This window comes from Aeromonas veronii, assembly GCF_040215105.1.
In the GTDB taxonomy this organism is placed as follows: domain Bacteria; phylum Pseudomonadota; class Gammaproteobacteria; order Enterobacterales; family Aeromonadaceae; genus Aeromonas; species Aeromonas veronii_G.
On sequence record NZ_CP157875.1, the window covers coordinates 3652529 to 3670214 of the forward strand.

12 protein-coding genes are annotated in these 17686 nt (G+C 57.2%); 8 read left to right on the top strand and 4 right to left on the bottom strand.

Annotation, left to right across the window (positions count from 1 at the left end; genetic code table 11):
• The first annotated feature begins 212 nt into the window (after window positions 1-212).
• The 8 genes from ABNP46_RS16850 to ABNP46_RS16885 all read left to right on the top strand — a co-directional run bounded on the left by ABNP46_RS16850 (window position 213) and on the right by ABNP46_RS16885 (window position 14473).
• Window positions 213-1490: an alpha/beta hydrolase gene (locus ABNP46_RS16850; protein WP_349919356.1), complete on the top strand. Its 1278-nt coding sequence runs from the start codon at window positions 213-215 to the stop codon at window positions 1488-1490.
• Between the two features lie 96 nt (window positions 1491-1586).
• Window positions 1587-5150, top strand: a complete 3564-nt coding sequence (locus ABNP46_RS16855) for an ATP-binding cassette domain-containing protein (protein ID WP_349919358.1) — start codon at window positions 1587-1589, stop codon at window positions 5148-5150.
• 1796 nt (window positions 5151-6946) lie between these two features.
• A complete protein-coding gene (locus tag ABNP46_RS16860) occupies window positions 6947-9565 on the top strand; it encodes an SLBB domain-containing protein (RefSeq protein WP_349919359.1) in 2619 nt (872 codons plus the stop codon).
• A gap of 47 nt (window positions 9566-9612) precedes the next feature.
• Window positions 9613-10572 (top strand): Wzz/FepE/Etk N-terminal domain-containing protein, encoded by a 960-nt coding sequence (locus ABNP46_RS16865; protein WP_349919361.1) that lies wholly within the window; start codon window positions 9613-9615, stop codon window positions 10570-10572.
• 108 nt (window positions 10573-10680) lie between these two features.
• A complete protein-coding gene (locus tag ABNP46_RS16870; RefSeq protein ID WP_349919362.1) occupies window positions 10681-10929 on the top strand; it encodes a hypothetical protein in 249 nt (82 codons plus the stop codon).
• A gap of 66 nt (window positions 10930-10995) precedes the next feature.
• Window positions 10996-11640, top strand: a complete 645-nt coding sequence (locus ABNP46_RS16875; RefSeq protein ID WP_349919364.1) for a YjbF family lipoprotein — start codon at window positions 10996-10998, stop codon at window positions 11638-11640.
• Window positions 11637-12386, top strand: coding sequence for a capsule biosynthesis GfcC family protein (locus tag ABNP46_RS16880; protein ID WP_349919366.1), 750 nt, complete (start codon window positions 11637-11639; stop codon window positions 12384-12386). The genes ABNP46_RS16875 and ABNP46_RS16880 overlap by 4 nt, the downstream gene beginning before the upstream one ends.
• Window positions 12386-14473 (top strand): YjbH domain-containing protein, encoded by a 2088-nt coding sequence (locus ABNP46_RS16885; protein ID WP_349919367.1) that lies wholly within the window; start codon window positions 12386-12388, stop codon window positions 14471-14473. Before ABNP46_RS16880 ends, ABNP46_RS16885 begins: the two co-directional genes overlap by 1 nt.
• A 114-nt stretch (window positions 14474-14587) precedes the next feature.
• Here ABNP46_RS16885 and ABNP46_RS16890 read toward each other — a convergent pair whose 3' ends face one another.
• The 4 genes from ABNP46_RS16890 to ABNP46_RS16905 all read right to left on the bottom strand — a co-directional run bounded on the left by ABNP46_RS16890 (window position 14588) and on the right by ABNP46_RS16905 (window position 17677).
• The gene (locus ABNP46_RS16890; protein ID WP_349919369.1) at window positions 14588-14860 is read right to left on the bottom strand and encodes a YgdI/YgdR family lipoprotein; all 273 of its coding nucleotides are present in this window, start codon (window positions 14858-14860) and stop codon (window positions 14588-14590) included.
• Between the two features lie 142 nt (window positions 14861-15002).
• Window positions 15003-16295 (bottom strand): rhodanese-like domain-containing protein, encoded by a 1293-nt coding sequence (locus ABNP46_RS16895; RefSeq protein ID WP_349919370.1) that lies wholly within the window; start codon window positions 16293-16295, stop codon window positions 15003-15005.
• A 34-nt stretch (window positions 16296-16329) separates the two neighbouring features.
• A complete protein-coding gene (gene glsB / locus ABNP46_RS16900) occupies window positions 16330-17250 on the bottom strand; it encodes a glutaminase B (RefSeq protein ID WP_349919372.1) in 921 nt (306 codons plus the stop codon).
• A gap of 94 nt (window positions 17251-17344) precedes the next feature.
• Window positions 17345-17677 (bottom strand): YggL family protein, encoded by a 333-nt coding sequence (locus tag ABNP46_RS16905; protein WP_349919373.1) that lies wholly within the window; start codon window positions 17675-17677, stop codon window positions 17345-17347.
• Window positions 17678-17686 lie beyond the last annotated feature (9 nt).

Consider the following 17686-nt stretch of genomic DNA (forward strand, 5'->3'; position numbering starts at 1 on the left):
CCCCTGCCCTCCTCGGCAGGCGGCTCATCTTTGACCGGCCAGGGTCCTTCGTCAATGGCCCCTGGCGGATAAATTTTCAGCTATGAGCCGGATGAAACCAATGGATGCTAACCCCTTATCAGCAATGCGTTAACAATCCAGAAAACCGGCGTGACCCGATCGCGAGCCAGGGCTATGATGAGGCCGACGTTTTCATCCCAGAGAGATCCCAGATGAGCAGCCCCTTGCATTACGTGCTGGATGGCATCCATTGCGAGCCACACTTCTTCACCGTGCCCCTCGACCACCAGCAGCCCGATGACGAGGCGAGCCTCACTCTCTTTGGTCGCACCCTCTGTCGCAAGGACAGGCTGGACGATGACCTGCCCTGGCTGCTCTACCTGCAAGGGGGCCCGGGCTTTGGCGCACCGCGCCCCAGTGCCAGCGGCGGCTGGATCAAGCGGGCCCTGCAGGAGTTTCGGGTACTGCTGCTCGATCAGCGTGGCACGGGCCACTCCAGCCCCATCCACGCCGAGTGGCTGACTCACCTCAACCCTCGCCAGCAAGCCGACTACCTCAGCCATTTTCGCGCCGACAGCATAGTGCGGGACGCCGAGCTCATCCGCGAGCAGCTCAGCCCGGACCGTCCCTGGAGCCTGCTCGGCCAGAGCTTCGGCGGTTTTTGCAGCCTCACCTACCTCTCCCTGTTCCCCCAGAGCCTGCACGAGGTCTACCTCACCGGCGGCGTGGCCCCCATCGGCCGCAGTGCGGACGAAGTCTATCGCGCCACCTATCAACGGGTCGCGGACAAGAACCGCGCCTTCTTCGCCCGCTTCCCCCACGCCCAGGCCATGGCGAACCGGCTGGCGAAGCACCTGCACAACCACGACGTGCGCCTGCCTAACGGCCAACGGCTGACGGTGGCGCAATTGCAGCAACAGGGACTGGATCTCGGGGCCAGCGGCGCCTTCGAGGAGCTCTATTACCTGCTGGAGGACGCCTTCATCGGCGAGCGGCTCAACCCCGCCTTCCTCTATCAGCTGCAAGCCATGCAGCCGTTCAACACCAACCCGGTATTCGCCATTTTGCACGAGGCCATCTACTGCAAAGGCGCCGCCAGCGACTGGGCGGCCGAGCGGGTAAGACGCGAATTCCCGGCCCTCGACTGGGCCCCCGGCCAGGATTTCGCCTTCACCGGCGAGATGATCTTCCCCTGGATGTTCGAACAGTTCCGCGAGCTCATCCCTTTGAAAGAGGCCGCCCATCTGCTGGCCCAGAAAGCGGACTGGGGTCCCCTCTACGACCCGGCGCAGCTTGCCCGCAACCCCGTGCCGGTGGCCTGCGCCGTCTACGCCGAGGACATGTACGTGGAGTTCGACTATTGCCGCGAGACCCTCAAGGGCCTTGGCAACAGCCGCGCCTGGATCACCAACGAGTACGAGCACAACGGTCTGAGGGTCGACGGCGAGCAGATCCTGGACAGGCTCATCCGGCTGAATCGGGATCGCTGAGCCCCGGCAGGCAACCACTGCCAACAATAACGATAGAGGGCGGACAATAAGCCGCCCCATCCCCTGGAAGCAGCACAAAATAATAAGGAACATCCATTGGAACATCCGGAAATATCGGCCGGCTGGCTAAGCCGTCTCTTTTATCACTGGACCGGTCCCCTGCTGCGCAAGGGGCTGAGCCAGCCTCAGGTCAGCCTCGACGATCTCTATCCCCTGCTGCCGGAAGACAGGCGCGACCAGCGGGCCGATGCCTTCCTCGCCCTCACCGCCAAGGCCCCGGTGCGCCCCTGGCCCATCACCGCCTTCATCTGGCGCCACTATCGCGGACGCATCGGTCTGCTCACCCTGTTGCAACTGCTCGGCATGCTGGCGACCCTGGCCAGCCCCTGGCTGCTCAACCACAGCATGACCCAGCTCGGTGCAGGCGCCGATACGAGTCACAAGCTGCTATTGGCCCTGGCCTTGTTCGCCTCGGTGCTGGCATCCGGCATGCTGGCGGAGCATTCGCTGCAACTGGCCCTCAAGATGCACGTGCCCATCCGGCGGCTGCTGGCGGAGTCCCTGCTCGCCAAGGTGATGAAGCTCGGCGGCAAGAGCTTTGACGACAGGGCCGGTGGCCGGGTGCAAAACCTCATCAACCGGGACGTGTGGGACGTCACCTGGATCCTGGCAGACCCCGCCATGCCGCTCACCATGGCCCTGCAACTGGGGGGCACCATCGCCCTGCTGGTGTGGCAGGTAGGCAGCGCGGGCCTGGTGGGCTTCGCCGTGCTGGCCCTGCTGCTGCTGGTCTCCACCCGGGTGGTGCGCCGCATGAACCAGCAGGAGCAGCAGCTCAAGCGCAGGCAGGACGAGCGCAACGGCATCCTGGCGGAGTACATCAAGAAGTTGCGGCTGGTGCGCCAGAACGGCCTCGGGGCCTTCTTCACCCGGGCCGCCAACGACAAGCGCCAGCAGGAGCTCGGCGTACTCGGCCGGGTGCTCAAGCTCGATGCCATCAACAGCTTCCTGATGATGAGCACCCCGCTCCTGGTGACGCTGGCCACCTTCACCACCTATCTCGCCTCGGGCCAGAGTCTGACCCTGCCCCAGGTCTTCACCACCATCGCCCTGTTCGCAGTGCTGCGCATCCCCATGATGCGTCTGCCCTATCTCATCCGCACCCTGATCAACTTCAACACCGGTTTCAACCGCCTGTGCGAGTTTCTGAACAGCCCGGAGCAGCACCGGGATCTCACTGACCCCAGCCTGCCGCTCGGCAGCCTGCAGTTCTACAAGGTCACCGCCCAGCATCAACAAAAAACCGTGCTGCAAGACATCAGCCTCGCCATAGCACCTGGGGAACTGGTGGGGATCACGGGCGCCACCGGCGCCGGCAAGAGCTGCCTGCTGCACCTGGTCGCCGGTTTTGACAACGACTTTGCGGGCAGCATCCGCCGCCACGGCCGGGTCGCCCATCTGGGCCACAAGCCCTGGCTGATGAACGACAGCATTCGCAACAACATCCTGTTCGGCCAGCAATGGGATGAGGAACGCTACCAGTGGGTGCTCGGGGCCTGTGCCCTCGGCGCCGATCTGGGGCTGCTCAGCCACGGGGATCAGACCCTGGTGGGGGAACTCGGCACCCGTCTCTCCGGCGGCCAGCAGCAGCGGGTCGCCCTGGCCCGCGCCCTCTATGCCAAGGCCGACATCCTGCTGCTGGACAACCCGCTGTCGGCATTGGATCCCATCGTCTCGGCCCAGGTGCTGGAGCAGGGGCTGGCCTTCAAACCGGGGCCGACCCGGCTGCTGGTGAGCCACGATCCCGACGTGCTGGCCCGCTGCGATCGGGTGATCCGCATCGAGCAGGGGCAGTTGGTGGAGCTCGATGCCCACCAGCTGGCGGATCTCGCCGTGCACCCGCAACCCACCCCGACGCTGGCCCCGCAAGAGGCTGAGCTGTTCAGCGAAGAAAAAGTGGTGGAGGGCAAGGTGGACTGGGGGCTGTTCGGCTTCATGTGGCAGCGTCTGGCCGCCCCCGGCGCCATCCTGATCGCCCTGCTGCTCACCCTGGGCCAGGAGGGGCTGCGCATCGCCTCGGATCTCTGGCTCGGTGGCAAATCCGAAGTGAGCGACGTCGGCTCACTGCTCGGCATCTATGTGCTCTTGGGGGCCGGCTCCCTCGTCTGCATCATGGTGGTCCGGGTCATCAACTACAAACTCGGTCTCAAGCTGGCCTGGACCCTGTTCGACGGCATGCTGGGGCGCATCAGCCGCGCCCCCATGGCCTTCTTCGACAAGGTGCCCCAGGGGCGCATCCTCAACCGCTTCGACCGGGATCTGGGGGAAGCCCAGGAGGTACTGCTCTCCATGCTGATGGGGCTGTTCGCCATGTTGATCTCGGTGCTGTTGCAGGTGGTGGTCATTGGCATCAACATGCCCCTGCTGCTGCTCATCGCCCCCCTGGTGGGCTGGGCGCTCTATGTGCTGCAACGCCGCTACCGGGCGGTACAGCTCAAGCTGCGGCGCCAGTCATCGGTACTGCGCTCCCCGCTCTACATCAGCATCAGCGAGACCATTCGCGGCGCCCCCGCCCTGCGCCTGGCCGGGGCCGAGCGCTTCGCCCTGAATCAGGTGCTGCTGCACTATGACAACAACCTGCGCAGCTGGTACACCACCACCTCCATCAACCGCTGGCTCGGCATGTACCAGACCCTGCTTTCCGCCGCCCTGGTGGGGGCCGTGGCACTGATGGTGGCCTTCAGCAGCAGCTCCCTGCTGGGAGCCGTGGCCATTACCTACGCCTTCACCGCCTCCGCCATGCTCAACTCCCTCATCCGCAACTTCGCCGAGGTGGAGCAGGTGATGAACGCGGTGGAGCGGGTGCGGGAATACAGCGAGATAGAGAGCGAGCGCCAGACAGGGGAGACTCTCGCCACCTCCCATCCGGCCGTGCGCTTCGACAACCTGGGGCTGCGCTATCCCGGTGCCAGTCAGTGGGCCCTGCACAAGGTCAGTTTCGTACTGGCCCCCGGCGAGAAGGTCGGGGTGTGCGGGCGCACCGGCGCCGGCAAGAGCTCGCTGCTCGGGGTCATGCAGGCCATGTACCCCAACGCCCAGGGAGAGATCTATTACGGCGATCAGCCGCTCTCGGCGCTGGCCCCCGAGGCGGTGCGAGATCTTTACGACACCGTCTCCCAGATCCCCCTCACCTTCTTCGGCACCTTGCGTGCCAACCTGGCGCCGCTGACCGAGCAGGACGACGAGGCCCTGAAGCAGGCGCTGACCCGGGTGGGCCTCGCCGAGCGCTGCGCCGATCGGCTGGACGAGGATCTCGACAAGTTGCAGCTCTCCGCCGGCGAGACCCAGCTGCTGGTCATCGCCCGCATCCTGCTGTCCCGCCGCCCGCTCATCGTGCTGGACGAGGCCACCTCGGATCTCGATCACATCGGCATGCGCAAGATGGCGGAGCTGCTCTATCGCTACCGGCCGGAGGCGAGCTATCTGGTCATCGCTCACCACCTGGAACCCCTGCTGTCGGTCGACAAGGTGGTGGTGATGGAGGCGGGGACAGTGGTGGAACAGGGGGCGCCGGTCAGCCTGCTCGCAAACCCGGGCTCCCGCTTCCACCAGCTGTTCGCCGGCCAGGTTAATCGCCAGGTGGCGCAGATAGACATCTAACTCCCATCACCATGCAAAAAAGGCAGCCCGCGGGCTGCCCTTTTTGCATTTCCCAGTGTCGTGTCCTAAATGATTGGCCTCCGCCCCTCAAGGACAAGGCTTCAATGCTGAAGAAGCTAAAAATATGTTTCTATTACACTATTAAATAAAATTAGCCATATTGTCACAAATTGTAAAAATAAATATGGAGAGCAAGAAATCCAATACCTTGTCATATTCATCTTCACTTCATTATTTATCATCCAGATCATTTTATAATGACAAAAAACAACATATATTTTTATGGGAATGATATTTTTGCTATAAGATTTACATCTCTAGATGTTGCAATCACATACAGTATATATACATTCAATATTCATATTTAAATACTGTCAAAAAATTCTCAGCTTCCAAACCAAACGCAATGTGGACCCAATCAAACCCACAGCATGAGAACCTAGATCACAAGAAAGTCAACACCCCAAAAAAATCAAAAAAAATACACAAAAAGGAAACACTTGGAATACAACTGAGAAACAACAATCAAGATAATTTGTTTTTCAATTGTTTTTTGTAGAAGAAATCTTACTTTTATAAACAAAATGCCTAAGGATCACCCGAATGTGATTTTTGTTGCAAAAAAATACACTTTTGATAGATTCCGTTCCTGAATTCAAATGACAACGCAATTGCTAAAAACATCAGTAAACTTGTGAGAGAATGAAGTAAACTGCGACACTTGGCGTCGCAAGATGCGTACTCTCGTTACATCCCTTGTGAAAATCATCCAGGGTGCGGTAGCTATGAATTTATAGAGATAATTATCAATTGATGCTGCTTCCTGCTCAGACCTCTGTCTATTTTACACCACTTTAATTGATGGCTTTCTCAATATTTTTTCCCGTCCCTTCTTGAACATGCTGTCAGAATGACTCCCTCGATGATTCAATGATGCCCCAGATGTACCCGTTGGATTTGATTGTTGTGTTCCACGTGGCGATCCAATCCACCAATTCATACTAGGTAACCTTCCATTAGGAGCGTTTTTTCAGCTAACAAGGCACTATTCCTTTCAGATGTTGGAACAGTTCGTATAGGTGATGGCCTGTTCAGAGGAGTGCAGAGTTTGCAGGTGAAATCTCCAATAGAATCTATAGCCCTGCAACTCTTAAGCATTGAATGGCTGTAATACCGCTGTTCGGTTTATTAGGTACATGAATTGAGAAGGTCAGTAACTTGTTCGTGCGGTTCCGTTCTTTAGCATGGTGCGTCTACAGTTCTGTTTTGGTTATCGATACATAGCCCTTTGAGCCTGAACGCCTCACGAAGAACATCAATCGCTACCAGTCATCACTGTAGTCGCTAGCTATCTAACGCTCTCTTAATTCCGTGCTGAAACATTCAAATGGATCATTTATCTCATTCGTCTGCTTCTAATGGACTTTCTAAAAACGCAATGAATTGGCCGAGCTTGGAGCGCAACTCGTGGCGCAGCCATATTCTTCCACTAACACAGCAGCGGCATTGACGCTGGTGCCATGCAAAGCTAAACCGGTAGACTGAAAGTAGGCTTGGTGAAACAGCAATCATTGTCTGTTTTAAATAGAACTAATGAGTCGTTAGTGTTTTTATGATAGCAGTTTTTAGCTGCATGAATTCTATATAAAAACTATCAGCACAACTGACATTCATAATGGCACCATTGGAATGTCTTCCAACATATTAAAACCGCACTATTTTATATAACAAATCCAAATAAGACTGAATAACTTTAACTTTTATCGCTATAAAACATTTATCAAGGCTTTCTTTAAATGAAATTTATACTAATCCCCTGGATGATCTCAGCAGTGACGCTGAGCGCTATCGCTGCACCAGATATCAGCCCGCAAATGATGGAACAGTTCAAGCGACTGCCCGCGGATCAGCAGCAAGCTCTGGCAAAGAAATACGGTATTTCTGTCGACCAGTTCCAGAATGCCAGCGCCATGACTCTTGTCACCCCGTCAACACCGGTGGCGGCGCCACGGGAAGTTGACTATAGCCAGGTATCCCAACGCCCGCTGATTGCAGGGGTGGCCCAGCCAGGGGAACTCCAACCATTTGGTTACAATGTGTTCGCTGGAGAACCCATCCTCGATGCTCCTGTGACCGACATGCCCGTTTCTGATGACTATGTCCTTGGACCAGGTGATGAAATCCACGTGCAGCTTTATGGCAAGGAGAATGCAGTTTATGATTTGAGCATCGGTCGTGAAGGATATATCGACTTTCCCAGCCTGGGTCCTATTTCAGCCAGTGGATTGACTTTCCAACAATTCAGAAGCGACCTTGAAGTCCGGATCAAGGAGCAGATGATAGGCGTCAATTCCTTCATCAGCTTTGGTTCCATGCGTACCATGCAGGTATTTGTGATGGGGGATGCTTATCGTCCCGGTGCTTACAACGTCAGTGGCATGGCGACCGTCACCCAGGTCTTGCAGGCGGCGGGTGGTATCGATACCGTCGGCTCCCTGCGCAAGCTCCAGGTCAAGCGGGCCGGGCAAAAAGTCATCGATGTGGATCTGTACAAGATGCTGGTCTGGGGAGATACCAGCCAGGATATTCGTCTGCAGGCGGGGGATACCGTCTTCGTCCCTGCCAAAGGCAGTGAAGTGTCCATCAGCGGGCTGGTCAAGCGCCCCGCCATCTACGAATTGAGAAATTCGGCGCCGCTTGCAGACGTGCTCACCTTAGCCGGTGGCGTAAAGGCCTCCGCCTTGCAGGAGATTTCGGTAGAACGTCATACAGACACCGGCCTGAAGGTATTCAACCTGACGCTGGCCAATGCCCATGACCGTCTGTTCAGCATCCGGGACGGCGACAAGATTTCGGTCAAACCGAGTAGCACCGAATACAGTCAAGCTATCGTCGTCAAAGGGGCTGTGGTCCGTGATGGCGTCTACAGTTACACCCCAGGTACCCGCATCAGCAACATACTCAAAAGTATTCAGCGGGACCTTATCTCCGCAACAGATCTGAGTTATGCCCTGGTCGTTCGGGAAGTAGACTCCCAGCGCAATATCAATGTGCTTCAGTTCAACCTGGGTAATGCATTGCAGCATCCAGGCAGTAAGGACGATGTGGTACTCCAGGCCAGGGATCAGGTACTCGTGTTCCGTAATGATGCCACTGACCGCCTCAGAGAGGTGGCTGCGACCTCGACGAGAGTGACGGATCTCAAGGCTAAATCACGAGAGCTGAACAATGCCGCCATGATGAGGACCGATGTATCCACCGGGGCCGATGTCAAAAATGACGAACTCAACGGCGACAACCAACTCAAGCTTTCCTCCCTGTCCGACAAGACGGCCACAGATGCTGTGGTGGCGGATTCGCGCCAAACACTTCTGGCTCCCGTTATAGAGCGCTTGAAGGCGCAGTCCACCCTGGGCCAGCCGGTGAAGATCATGGAAATACGTGGCGAAGTGAAATACCCGGGCCTCTATCCACTGACCGATAATAGCCGTATGTCCGACGCAATCCTTGCTGCCGGTGGTTTTAATGAGCAAGCCAACGTTGTCGAACTGTCCCGCGTCAATGAACGAGGCGACAGTATCCTGGTACAAAACGAACGATTATCTCTAGACACAGCCAATAGCCCGTATGGTTCACCGCTGCTGCAGTCCAAGGACAACATCAACGTCCTGCCCCACCCCCAATGGCGAGAAGAAGCAACCGTCCAGGTCTTCGGTGAAGTGAAATTCCCGGGTACTTACACTGTACGCCGAGGGGAGAGCCTGCACGATCTGATTGAGCGCGTGGGAGGCATCACGACCTACGCCAATCCCAACGGAGCCATCTTCGCCCGCAAGGCTTTGCGCAAGCAGGAAGAAGAGCGGCTGGTGATGCTGCGTGATGAACTTCGTCAAGAGATCTCGACCATGACGTTGCGCAGACAAAGCACCATTGCCAACTACAGCAGCTCTCCAGCCGAAGCCATGACTGTGGTCAACCAACTGGAGAACAGCAAGGCCATCGGACGCATGACCATCGACATGCCGGCCCTACTGGCTGGAGAGAAACAGTCGGACATCTTGCTGGAAGATGGCGACAAGCTCTATATCCCGACCATGCAGAATGTGGTTTCCATCGCGGGCATGGTGCAGTTCCCCTCTTCCCATATCTACAAAGAAGAAACCAGCATCAACGAGTACATCAGCCTGGCCGGTGGTACCAAGAAGCAAGCCGATACCGATCGCGTCTATGTCATCAAGGCCAACGGCAGTGTGATGCTGCCCAATGACAGCTGGTTTGGCGGGCGCAAGAGTCTGGAGCCGGGGGACACCATCATTGTGCCGGTGGATTCCGACTATCTGGACAACCTGAGCATCATGTCTTCGGCGACCCAGATCATGTATCAATTGGGCGTCGCCTGGTCCGCCATCAAATAACGCGCTGGACGCGTCCTGTCATATTCCATAGGACTCATCAAATCATCATGGAAGCACAAAAAGCGAACGTCATTCCCTTGCCGAGGGATCTTGCTCCGGTAAGCGATGAAATCGATCTGCGTGAACTGGTTATAGCTTTGTGGCACGGCAAGTGGTGGCTCTTTGCCACAACCCTGATTGCCAGCTGCCTAGCTGTAGCATTCGCACTGTGGAGCCCCAACATCTATCGTGCCGAAGCGCTCCTGACGCCCTCTCTTGAGCAACAAGGTGGCGGACTCTCTGCGCTGGCCTCCCGCTTCGGTGGTCTGGCTAGCCTGGCAGGTGTCGATCTTGGCGATAAAGGTGGAGATAAAGCATCTATAGCAATCGAAGTAGGCAAATCAAGGTTATTTCTTGGTGATTTCATTCGCCGTCACCAGCTGGCTGTCCCCCTGATAGCAGTCACCGGCATGGATAAAACCACGGGGGAGCTGCTCATCGACCCCGAGGTCTACGACACCCAGGCCCAAAAGTGGGTCCGCGAGATGCCGCCCGGCAGGTCTCCCGAGCCGACAGACTGGGAACTCATCAAAGCTTTCAGGAGTTTGGTCAATCTCAACAGCGATCCCAAAACCGGGCTACTGACCGTCAGTGTCGACTTCTATTCCCCACAACTGGCAAAACAGTGGGTGGACTGGTTGATCGACGATCTCAACAGCACCATGAAACAGCGGGATCAGGAGGAGTCAAAACGCAATATCGCCTATTTGACCGAACAACTCTCCAAGACTTCCGTTGCCGATATGCAGAAAGTATTTTATCAACTGATAGAAGAACAGACCAAGACCTTGATGCTCGCCGAAGTCAATCAGGAATATGTTTTTAAAGTGCTTGACCCTGCCGTTGTCGCTGAAGAGAAAATAAAGCCAAAACGTGCACTCATCGTCGTATTGGGTGCCCTCTTGGGGGGCATGCTGGGGGTGATGATAATTTTGGTTAGATTTGCATTTCGTCATGACAAAAAATAATGGATGCAAATTTACCAGAAGATGATGGCTTGCCATCATGATAGAGTAAGACAATTGTCTATTATTCTTATTTTATAAGGGAAATATATGCAAAAGAGTGTTTTGATTATGACTGCACTGCTGGCCCTGTCCAGCCCGGCCATGGCTGCAGAAGCAGTCGCAGCTGGCGCTGGCGCCAGCACTGGTGGCGCTGCTGCCGGTGCCGGTGCTGCTAGCGCTGCTGCTGTCGGTGGCATCACCGCTGGTGCCCTGGCCGTTGGCGTAGCCACTGCTGCTGCCATCGGTGTTGCCGTTGCCGTTGCCAGCAGCAACAACGACAACGACAACCCCTCGACTGTGACCAGCACAGCTCGTTGATATAATGAAATAAAGACTGCCTCAGGGCAGTCTTTATTATTCTTCTATTTATTCAGTGATGTTTTCATGCTAATCAAGTGCATTCTTTTATTGCTATCAATGTTGTTGTTTGGCTGTGCAGACAGCAACGTTGATAGCTATCAACAGCTCAAATATATCTTCACTGCAGATGATGAGATAACAATTACCCCGGAAGCCATCGAAAAGCTGCCCTATGCCAGTGCATTGCTCACCGTTGACGACAGACCAACTGTATTGCTCGTGCTCGCCTTTGCCGAGGGGGATCGCCTCTCCTGGATCAGCAGCGACAGAGGCTTGATAGTGACCGAGCATGGTCGAATTACCAAAACGCTCAAGCTGGATAATGATCTTCGCTACTTCGCCGCCACCATGCCGGATCCCTTGAGTCAGGCCGTCATTCCCGGCGATGCCCAATTCAGTTATCTGGCCGAATGGGTGCAACTTCGCCACAGCGGAAGAAACCTCAACACCACCTTAAAACAGCTGGCCGATGAAAATCTGGATATAAATGGAAATATAATTCTAACCTCTCACTATGAAGAAACTGTGCAATCAATAAAAGATGACCAAGTGTGGACTAATTATTACTGGTTGGACAAAACATCCGGTGTGGTCAGAAAAACTATTCAGAAGTTAGGCCCTGACAATAACACCATCGAAATGGTCTTTACCAAGCCCTATTTGCCATGAAAAAAATCATATTTTCACTCTTGATTGGCTATACGCCATGGCTTTATGCCGACAGCGTCACCCGGGTGATCATCGGCAATGCCAGCAAAACCACCATTTCCCTCTCCGATAGCCAGCGCCTGGAACAACTGTTGAATGCGCCCGGCTTGCCCGGTGACACCTACTGGCCTGCCGCCATCATCTCCTCCCCCGCCCAAGATAAGTCTGCACAGCAAGCCAAAGAACAGCTGCTCAGCGATCTGAAAGCCCTCCAGGTTCTCTGGATGAGAGCGCATCAGGGAGGTCTGGTTCAGGCCACCCAGCAACTGCTGCGCGAGCTGGATCAGCTCGATGTGGCCGGCCGGATTGACATCAAGCTGGATCCGGATCTCAGCAGAGTGGAGCCTGCAAACGACCCTCGTCTGTCTGGCGACTATTCTCTCTATCTCTCTCGCAGGCCATCCAGCCTCTACCTGCTGGGATTGATCAACAGTCGCAGGTCCATGCCCCATGAACCAGCCAAGGGGCTGGCTGAATATTGGCAGGGCCACAGTCTGCTACCCGGCGCCAACCCTGGAGAGGTCTATCTCATTCAGCCGGATGGCCGCGTCCAGTTGTCCCCCGTCGCGGTGTGGAACGAATACCATATCGAGCCCATGCCGGGTGCAACATTATTTGCCGGCTTCGACCCTGAGCTGCTTCCTGCCAAATTCAAAAACATCAATCTCCGTATTGCCGACATGATTGCTAATCGGATACCCGAGTAATGCTGACCAGAATCGCCACTCTCTCGCTGCTTGTCTCACCCTTCGCGTTTGCCAACACGGACAGCTTCTCGCCAACTTTCCCCACCCAGAGTGATTTTGGTGGCGTAGGTCTGCTCCAGATGCCGACGGCACGCATGGCGCCCGAAGGCGAGTTTTCATTCAACTACATGGATGACCAGGAATACCGGCGCTGGTCCATCTCCATGCAGCCATTCGCCTGGCTGGAGGCCACCCTGAGATACACCGACATTCGCACCCGGCTCTATAGCAATGACGAGAATTTCAGCGGGGATCAGACCTACAAGGACAAGGGACTGGATGTCAAAGCCAGGCTATGGGATGAGTCCACCTGGCGCCCACAGGTCTCTGTGGGACTGCGCGATGTGATGGGGACCGGGCTCTTTGACAGCGAATACATCGTCGCCAGCAAACGCTACAAGAACCTTGATTTCACCCTGGGAATGGCGTGGGGAAACATGGGTCAGAGCGGCAACATCAAGAATCCCTTCTGTGAAGTCCGTGAAGGCTGGTGTCAGCGTGATGACGGCTTCTCGGGCAGCGGCGGCAAGTTTGAATTCGGCAGCCTGTTCCATGGCCCGGCGGCCCTCTATGGAGGGATAGAGTACCAGACCCCCTGGCAGCCCCTCAGGCTCAAGCTCGAATACGAGGGCAACGACTACAGTCACGAGTCGGCGGGGGCCATCGTTCAGAGCACCCCCATCAATGCGGGCATCGTCTACCAGCCCTACGATGTGTTCGACATGCACCTCAGCTATCAGCGCGGCAATACCCTGATGTGGGGGGTGACATGGCATACCAACTTCAACGATTCCTCTCTGTCGCTGCCCAAGGTCATGGATCCCCCCGTTCCTGCCTATCAGACCAGCCAGGTCGACTCCCTGGAGCAGGTCGACTGGTCGACGCTCTCTTCCCAGCTAGCCAGCAATGGGGGCTGGCAACAGGCCTCACTCTACAGTGATAAGGAGACCCTGACGCTGGAAGCAGAGCAGACCCGATACAGGGATCAGGCCCAGAGCGAGCAGCGAGCCACCCTGCTGGCCGTCAATGCCCTGCCTTCCACGGTGAAAGAGCTGCGCATCATCGAGCAGAAGCAGGGAATGCCCCTGCAGGAGAGCCGAGTCGATCTCGACTCCGTGCGTCGTGCCAACAGCGATCTCCCTCTAGGCCAGACACAAGAGATCGAGGTCAGCCGCCAGCCACCGGCCCCCGTCGAAGGAACTCGGCGCCATGGGGCCGAACCCCGCTCATGGGATTTCAAGATTGTGCCCAAGCTGAGTCAGTCCATCGGGGGAGCCGAAAGTTTCTACATGTACCAGCTCGGGTTGAATGCCAACACCGACTGGCACATGACCGAGCACGACTGGGTGAGCAGCACAGTATTCTTAAACCTCGTCAACAACTATGACAAGTTCAATTACACCGAGCCGCCGCCCGATGGAGAGGCCCTTCCCCGGGTCCGAACCTGGGTGCGGGAGTACGTCACATCGTCGGATGTGCTGCTCAACAACCTGCAGCTCACCCACATGGACAAGTATGGTGAGGCTTGGTACGCCCAGGCTTATGGCGGTTATCTGGAGATGATGTACGCCGGGGTGGGTGGAGAAGCCTTGTATCGTCCCTTCAACCAGTCTTGGGCCATAGGGGCGGACGTCAACCTGGTGAGGCAACGGGATTGGGAAAACACCCTCCAGCTTGCAGATTACCAAGTGGCTACGGGCCATGTTACCACCTATTGGCAACCAGAGTTTCTGGACAAGGTAACCGCCCAGATCTCGGTGGGTCGCTACCTCGCGGGGGACTATGGCGCTACTTTCAACTTCGCCAAAACATTTGATTCAGGGGTCAGCGCCGGTTTCTTTGCCACCTTCACCAATGTGTCGGCAGAGGAGTACGGCGAAGGTAGCTTTACCAAGGGCCTCTACATCACCATCCCATTCGACCTGATGATGTTCAAGTCCACCATCGACAGCGCCAACATCAGCTGGGTTCCCCTGACCCGGGACGGCGGCCAGATGTTGTCGAGGAAGTTCGGCCTCTACGACCAGACCAGCGTGGCCTCATTCTGATCTAAATAGGTACTGTCCTTCGGATAAAAAGCACCTTCATTGAAGGTGCTTTTTTTATTTCCGGTTTATACATATGTCGTTCGATTTATCTCCCCTTTCTTCGCTCCAGTTCCCTCAGCGCTCCATGATTTGCGTCACGTCGTCTTTCTTGATCAGCATCTCCCGGCCCTCTTCGTCGTAGTAGCGGTACATGCCGGTGCTGTCATCCAGCTTGGGTTTGCTGTCGGTGGCTATCATGCGTCCGTCCTTGGTGCTCATGATGTATTGGGAGCTGCACCCCGCCAGGGCCAGCGTGCACACCAGGATCGTCATCAGTCGTTTCATCTTCGCCTCTTCTCCCTCGCCATCCTCGGAACGAGGATGCTGCTTGAAGCCTAGCTCAGTCATGCCCTCCCGAATAAGCTCACCATGTTCATCGGAAATACCTGTTTACTTCACTGTTCAGCATCTTAAAAACAGCACAAAAGACACGTAAAAACAAAAAAGGCCGGACATCCGTCCAGCCTTTTCACTCGGGCAACGGGGGTCGTCAGCTGTTGGGCTGACGCTCGCCGGTGATGGTGGGATTCTTGGGATCCATGCTCCACTCGTACCAGCCGCCGTCGTAGACGCTGATCCGCTTCCAGTCCATCAGCCAGGCGTAGAAGAAGGCCTCGGAGGCGCGCCAGCCGGTACCGCAATAGAAGGCGGCCTGCTGGGTCGGTTCGATGTCCCACTCATCCCACATGGCGAGGATCTCGCGGGCGGGCTTCATGGTGCCATCCGGGTTGTGGAAGTCGCTCATGCTGTTGGCATCCACGCCACCCCGACCCCACTTGGCGCCGGGAATGTCACCCTTGGGCTTGATGTAGCTATAGCCGGATGTCTTGCCGACGAACTCGTCCCAGGTGCGTACGCTGACCAAGGCGCCATCCGGCTGCTTGAGCAGCGCCTTGGCCTGGTCCAGGGAGGTGAGGTATTCCGGGTGAGCCGGTATGGTCACGCCGAAATCCTTGGCCGGCTTGAAGGTGTTGGCCAGACCGGTTTCGGTGCGCAGGTGCTGCATGAACCAGGCGTCGAGGCCGCCATCCAGCAGGCGCACGTCCTCCACCCCCGCATACATCATCAGGTGGGCGGCACGGGCCGCCGCCATGGTGTTGCGACCATAGAGGATGACGGTGGTGTCGTGGCGGATGCCGTTCTCCAGCAGCAGCTTCTTGAGCGCCTCGTCAGAGACCTTGTTCCAGAGCGGCTCCTCTTCGAGGCTATTGGTGTCGATGTAACCCGCCCCCGGGATATGGCTCAGCAGATAGGCCTTGGGGGCGCCCCACGCCACTTCGAACAGCTTCCAGTCTCCCTTGGGTGCAGCCACCACCGGTTTGCCGGCTTGCAGGTCCGCCAGCCAGAGGGGATGGACCAGCTGCTGCCAGCGGGCCAGGTGCTCACGCGGGGCGCTCTTCCAGTCCTGCAGCTCGAACAGCTGCTTGATGCCCTGCTGGCGCAGCAGGCGGGCCACCTCGGCCACACCGCGGGATTCCCCGTAGAGCGCCACCGGCTTGTCCGCCGACAACCCCTTGTCCTTGAGCGCCTTCACCCACTCCTCGTCACTGTATTTCCATTCGGCGGAGAGGTTTTCCGCCCCCGCCACATGACCACCCTGCTGCTCATCCGCCATCGGCCAGCCCTGATAGAGATAGCTCGGACGGGTATCCAGGATAACCGTCCCCTTGGCCGTGGCATCGGCCACGGAGAGAAGGGGCAATTCAGCGGCCAGCGCCGGCAAGGCACTCCACAGCGACAGGGTGGCCAGAGCAGCCCGCAACAGCGTCATTACTCGTTTCATGGTGATTCTCGTCTTCAAAGTGAACAATCAAACATCAAAAAATGGAGCGTCCGAGCCGCTCGGCCAGCAGCTCGAGGGCAGCCGTGCCCGCCAGGGAGTTGCCAGCCTTGTTGAGCTCGGGTGACCAGACACAGACACACAATTCGCCGGGGATGAGCGCCATGATGCCGCCGCCGACCCCGGATTTGCCCGGCATGCCCACGCGATAGGCAAAATCCCCCGCCTCGTCGTAAAGACCGCAGGTGGCCAGCAGGGCATTGACCTGTTTGGCGGTGCGGGCCGGCAACAACGGCGTACTCTCACCGAGCGGCACCCCGCGGTTGGCCAGATAGATGAAAGTACGGGCAAGATCGGCGCAGCTCATTCGGATGGCGCAAGCATTGAAGTAGCTTTGCAGCACCTTGTCCACTTCGTTTTCGAAGTTGCCATAGGCCTTCATCAAATAGGCGATGGCGGCATTGCGGGCGGCGTGCTGATACTCGGAGCGCGCCACCACCTGATCCGCGATGATGGCCGGGTTGCCACTGAGGCGACGAACCAGCTCCAGGGTGCGCTGACGCGGGGCGGTGAGCCGGGTCTCCAGCAGATCGCTCACCACCAGGGCGCCGGCGTTGATGAAGGGATTGCGCGGTATGCCCTGCTCGAACTCGAGCTGCACCAGGGAGTTGAACGGCTGGCCGGAGGGCTCCTTGCCGACCCGGCGCCAGATCTCCTCCTCCTGATAGAGGGTCAGGGCCAGGGTGAGGCTCAGGGCCTTGGAGATACTCTGAATGGAGAAAGGCTCGAAGGCGTCACCGGCGGTGAACAGCTCTCCCTCCACGGTGCAGACCGCAATGCCCAGCCTGTCGGCCGGCACCTGGGCCAGTGCGGGAATGTAATCGGCCACCTTGCCTTGCCCCAGCAAGGGGCGAACCTGCTCAAGAATGCTGGCCAGTAATTCGGATGACAACACCATCGACGATTCCATGACAAAAACCGGTGAGCCTGCGCCCACCGACAAAAATCCCGCCGGTGGCGGGATTTTCCTGTTGCCCTGCGGGCGGTTTGACTCAGGCCGGCTCGCCGTACCAGAGGTCAAACAATTCGGTGACCACCACGGCTTCCAACCCCTTGCCAGCCAGCCAGGACTGGACGGCGGCGCGGTCTTCCTCGGTGCATTTGCCGAGTTGCTGGGTGCAGATCATGCCTTCCCAGGCCAGATGGCCGGAGCCGGCAAAGGCCAGCTTGCGGGGCTCGATGACCTCGTCGATGAAGGTATCGACCACGTTATCGATGGTCTCTTCGGCGGTACCGACCGGGAAGTTGAAACTGATGTCGAACCCCATTTCCTGGAATTCATCGACGCGCAGTTTCTTACGCAGACGGCGACTACGATTGGCCATGACAGCTCC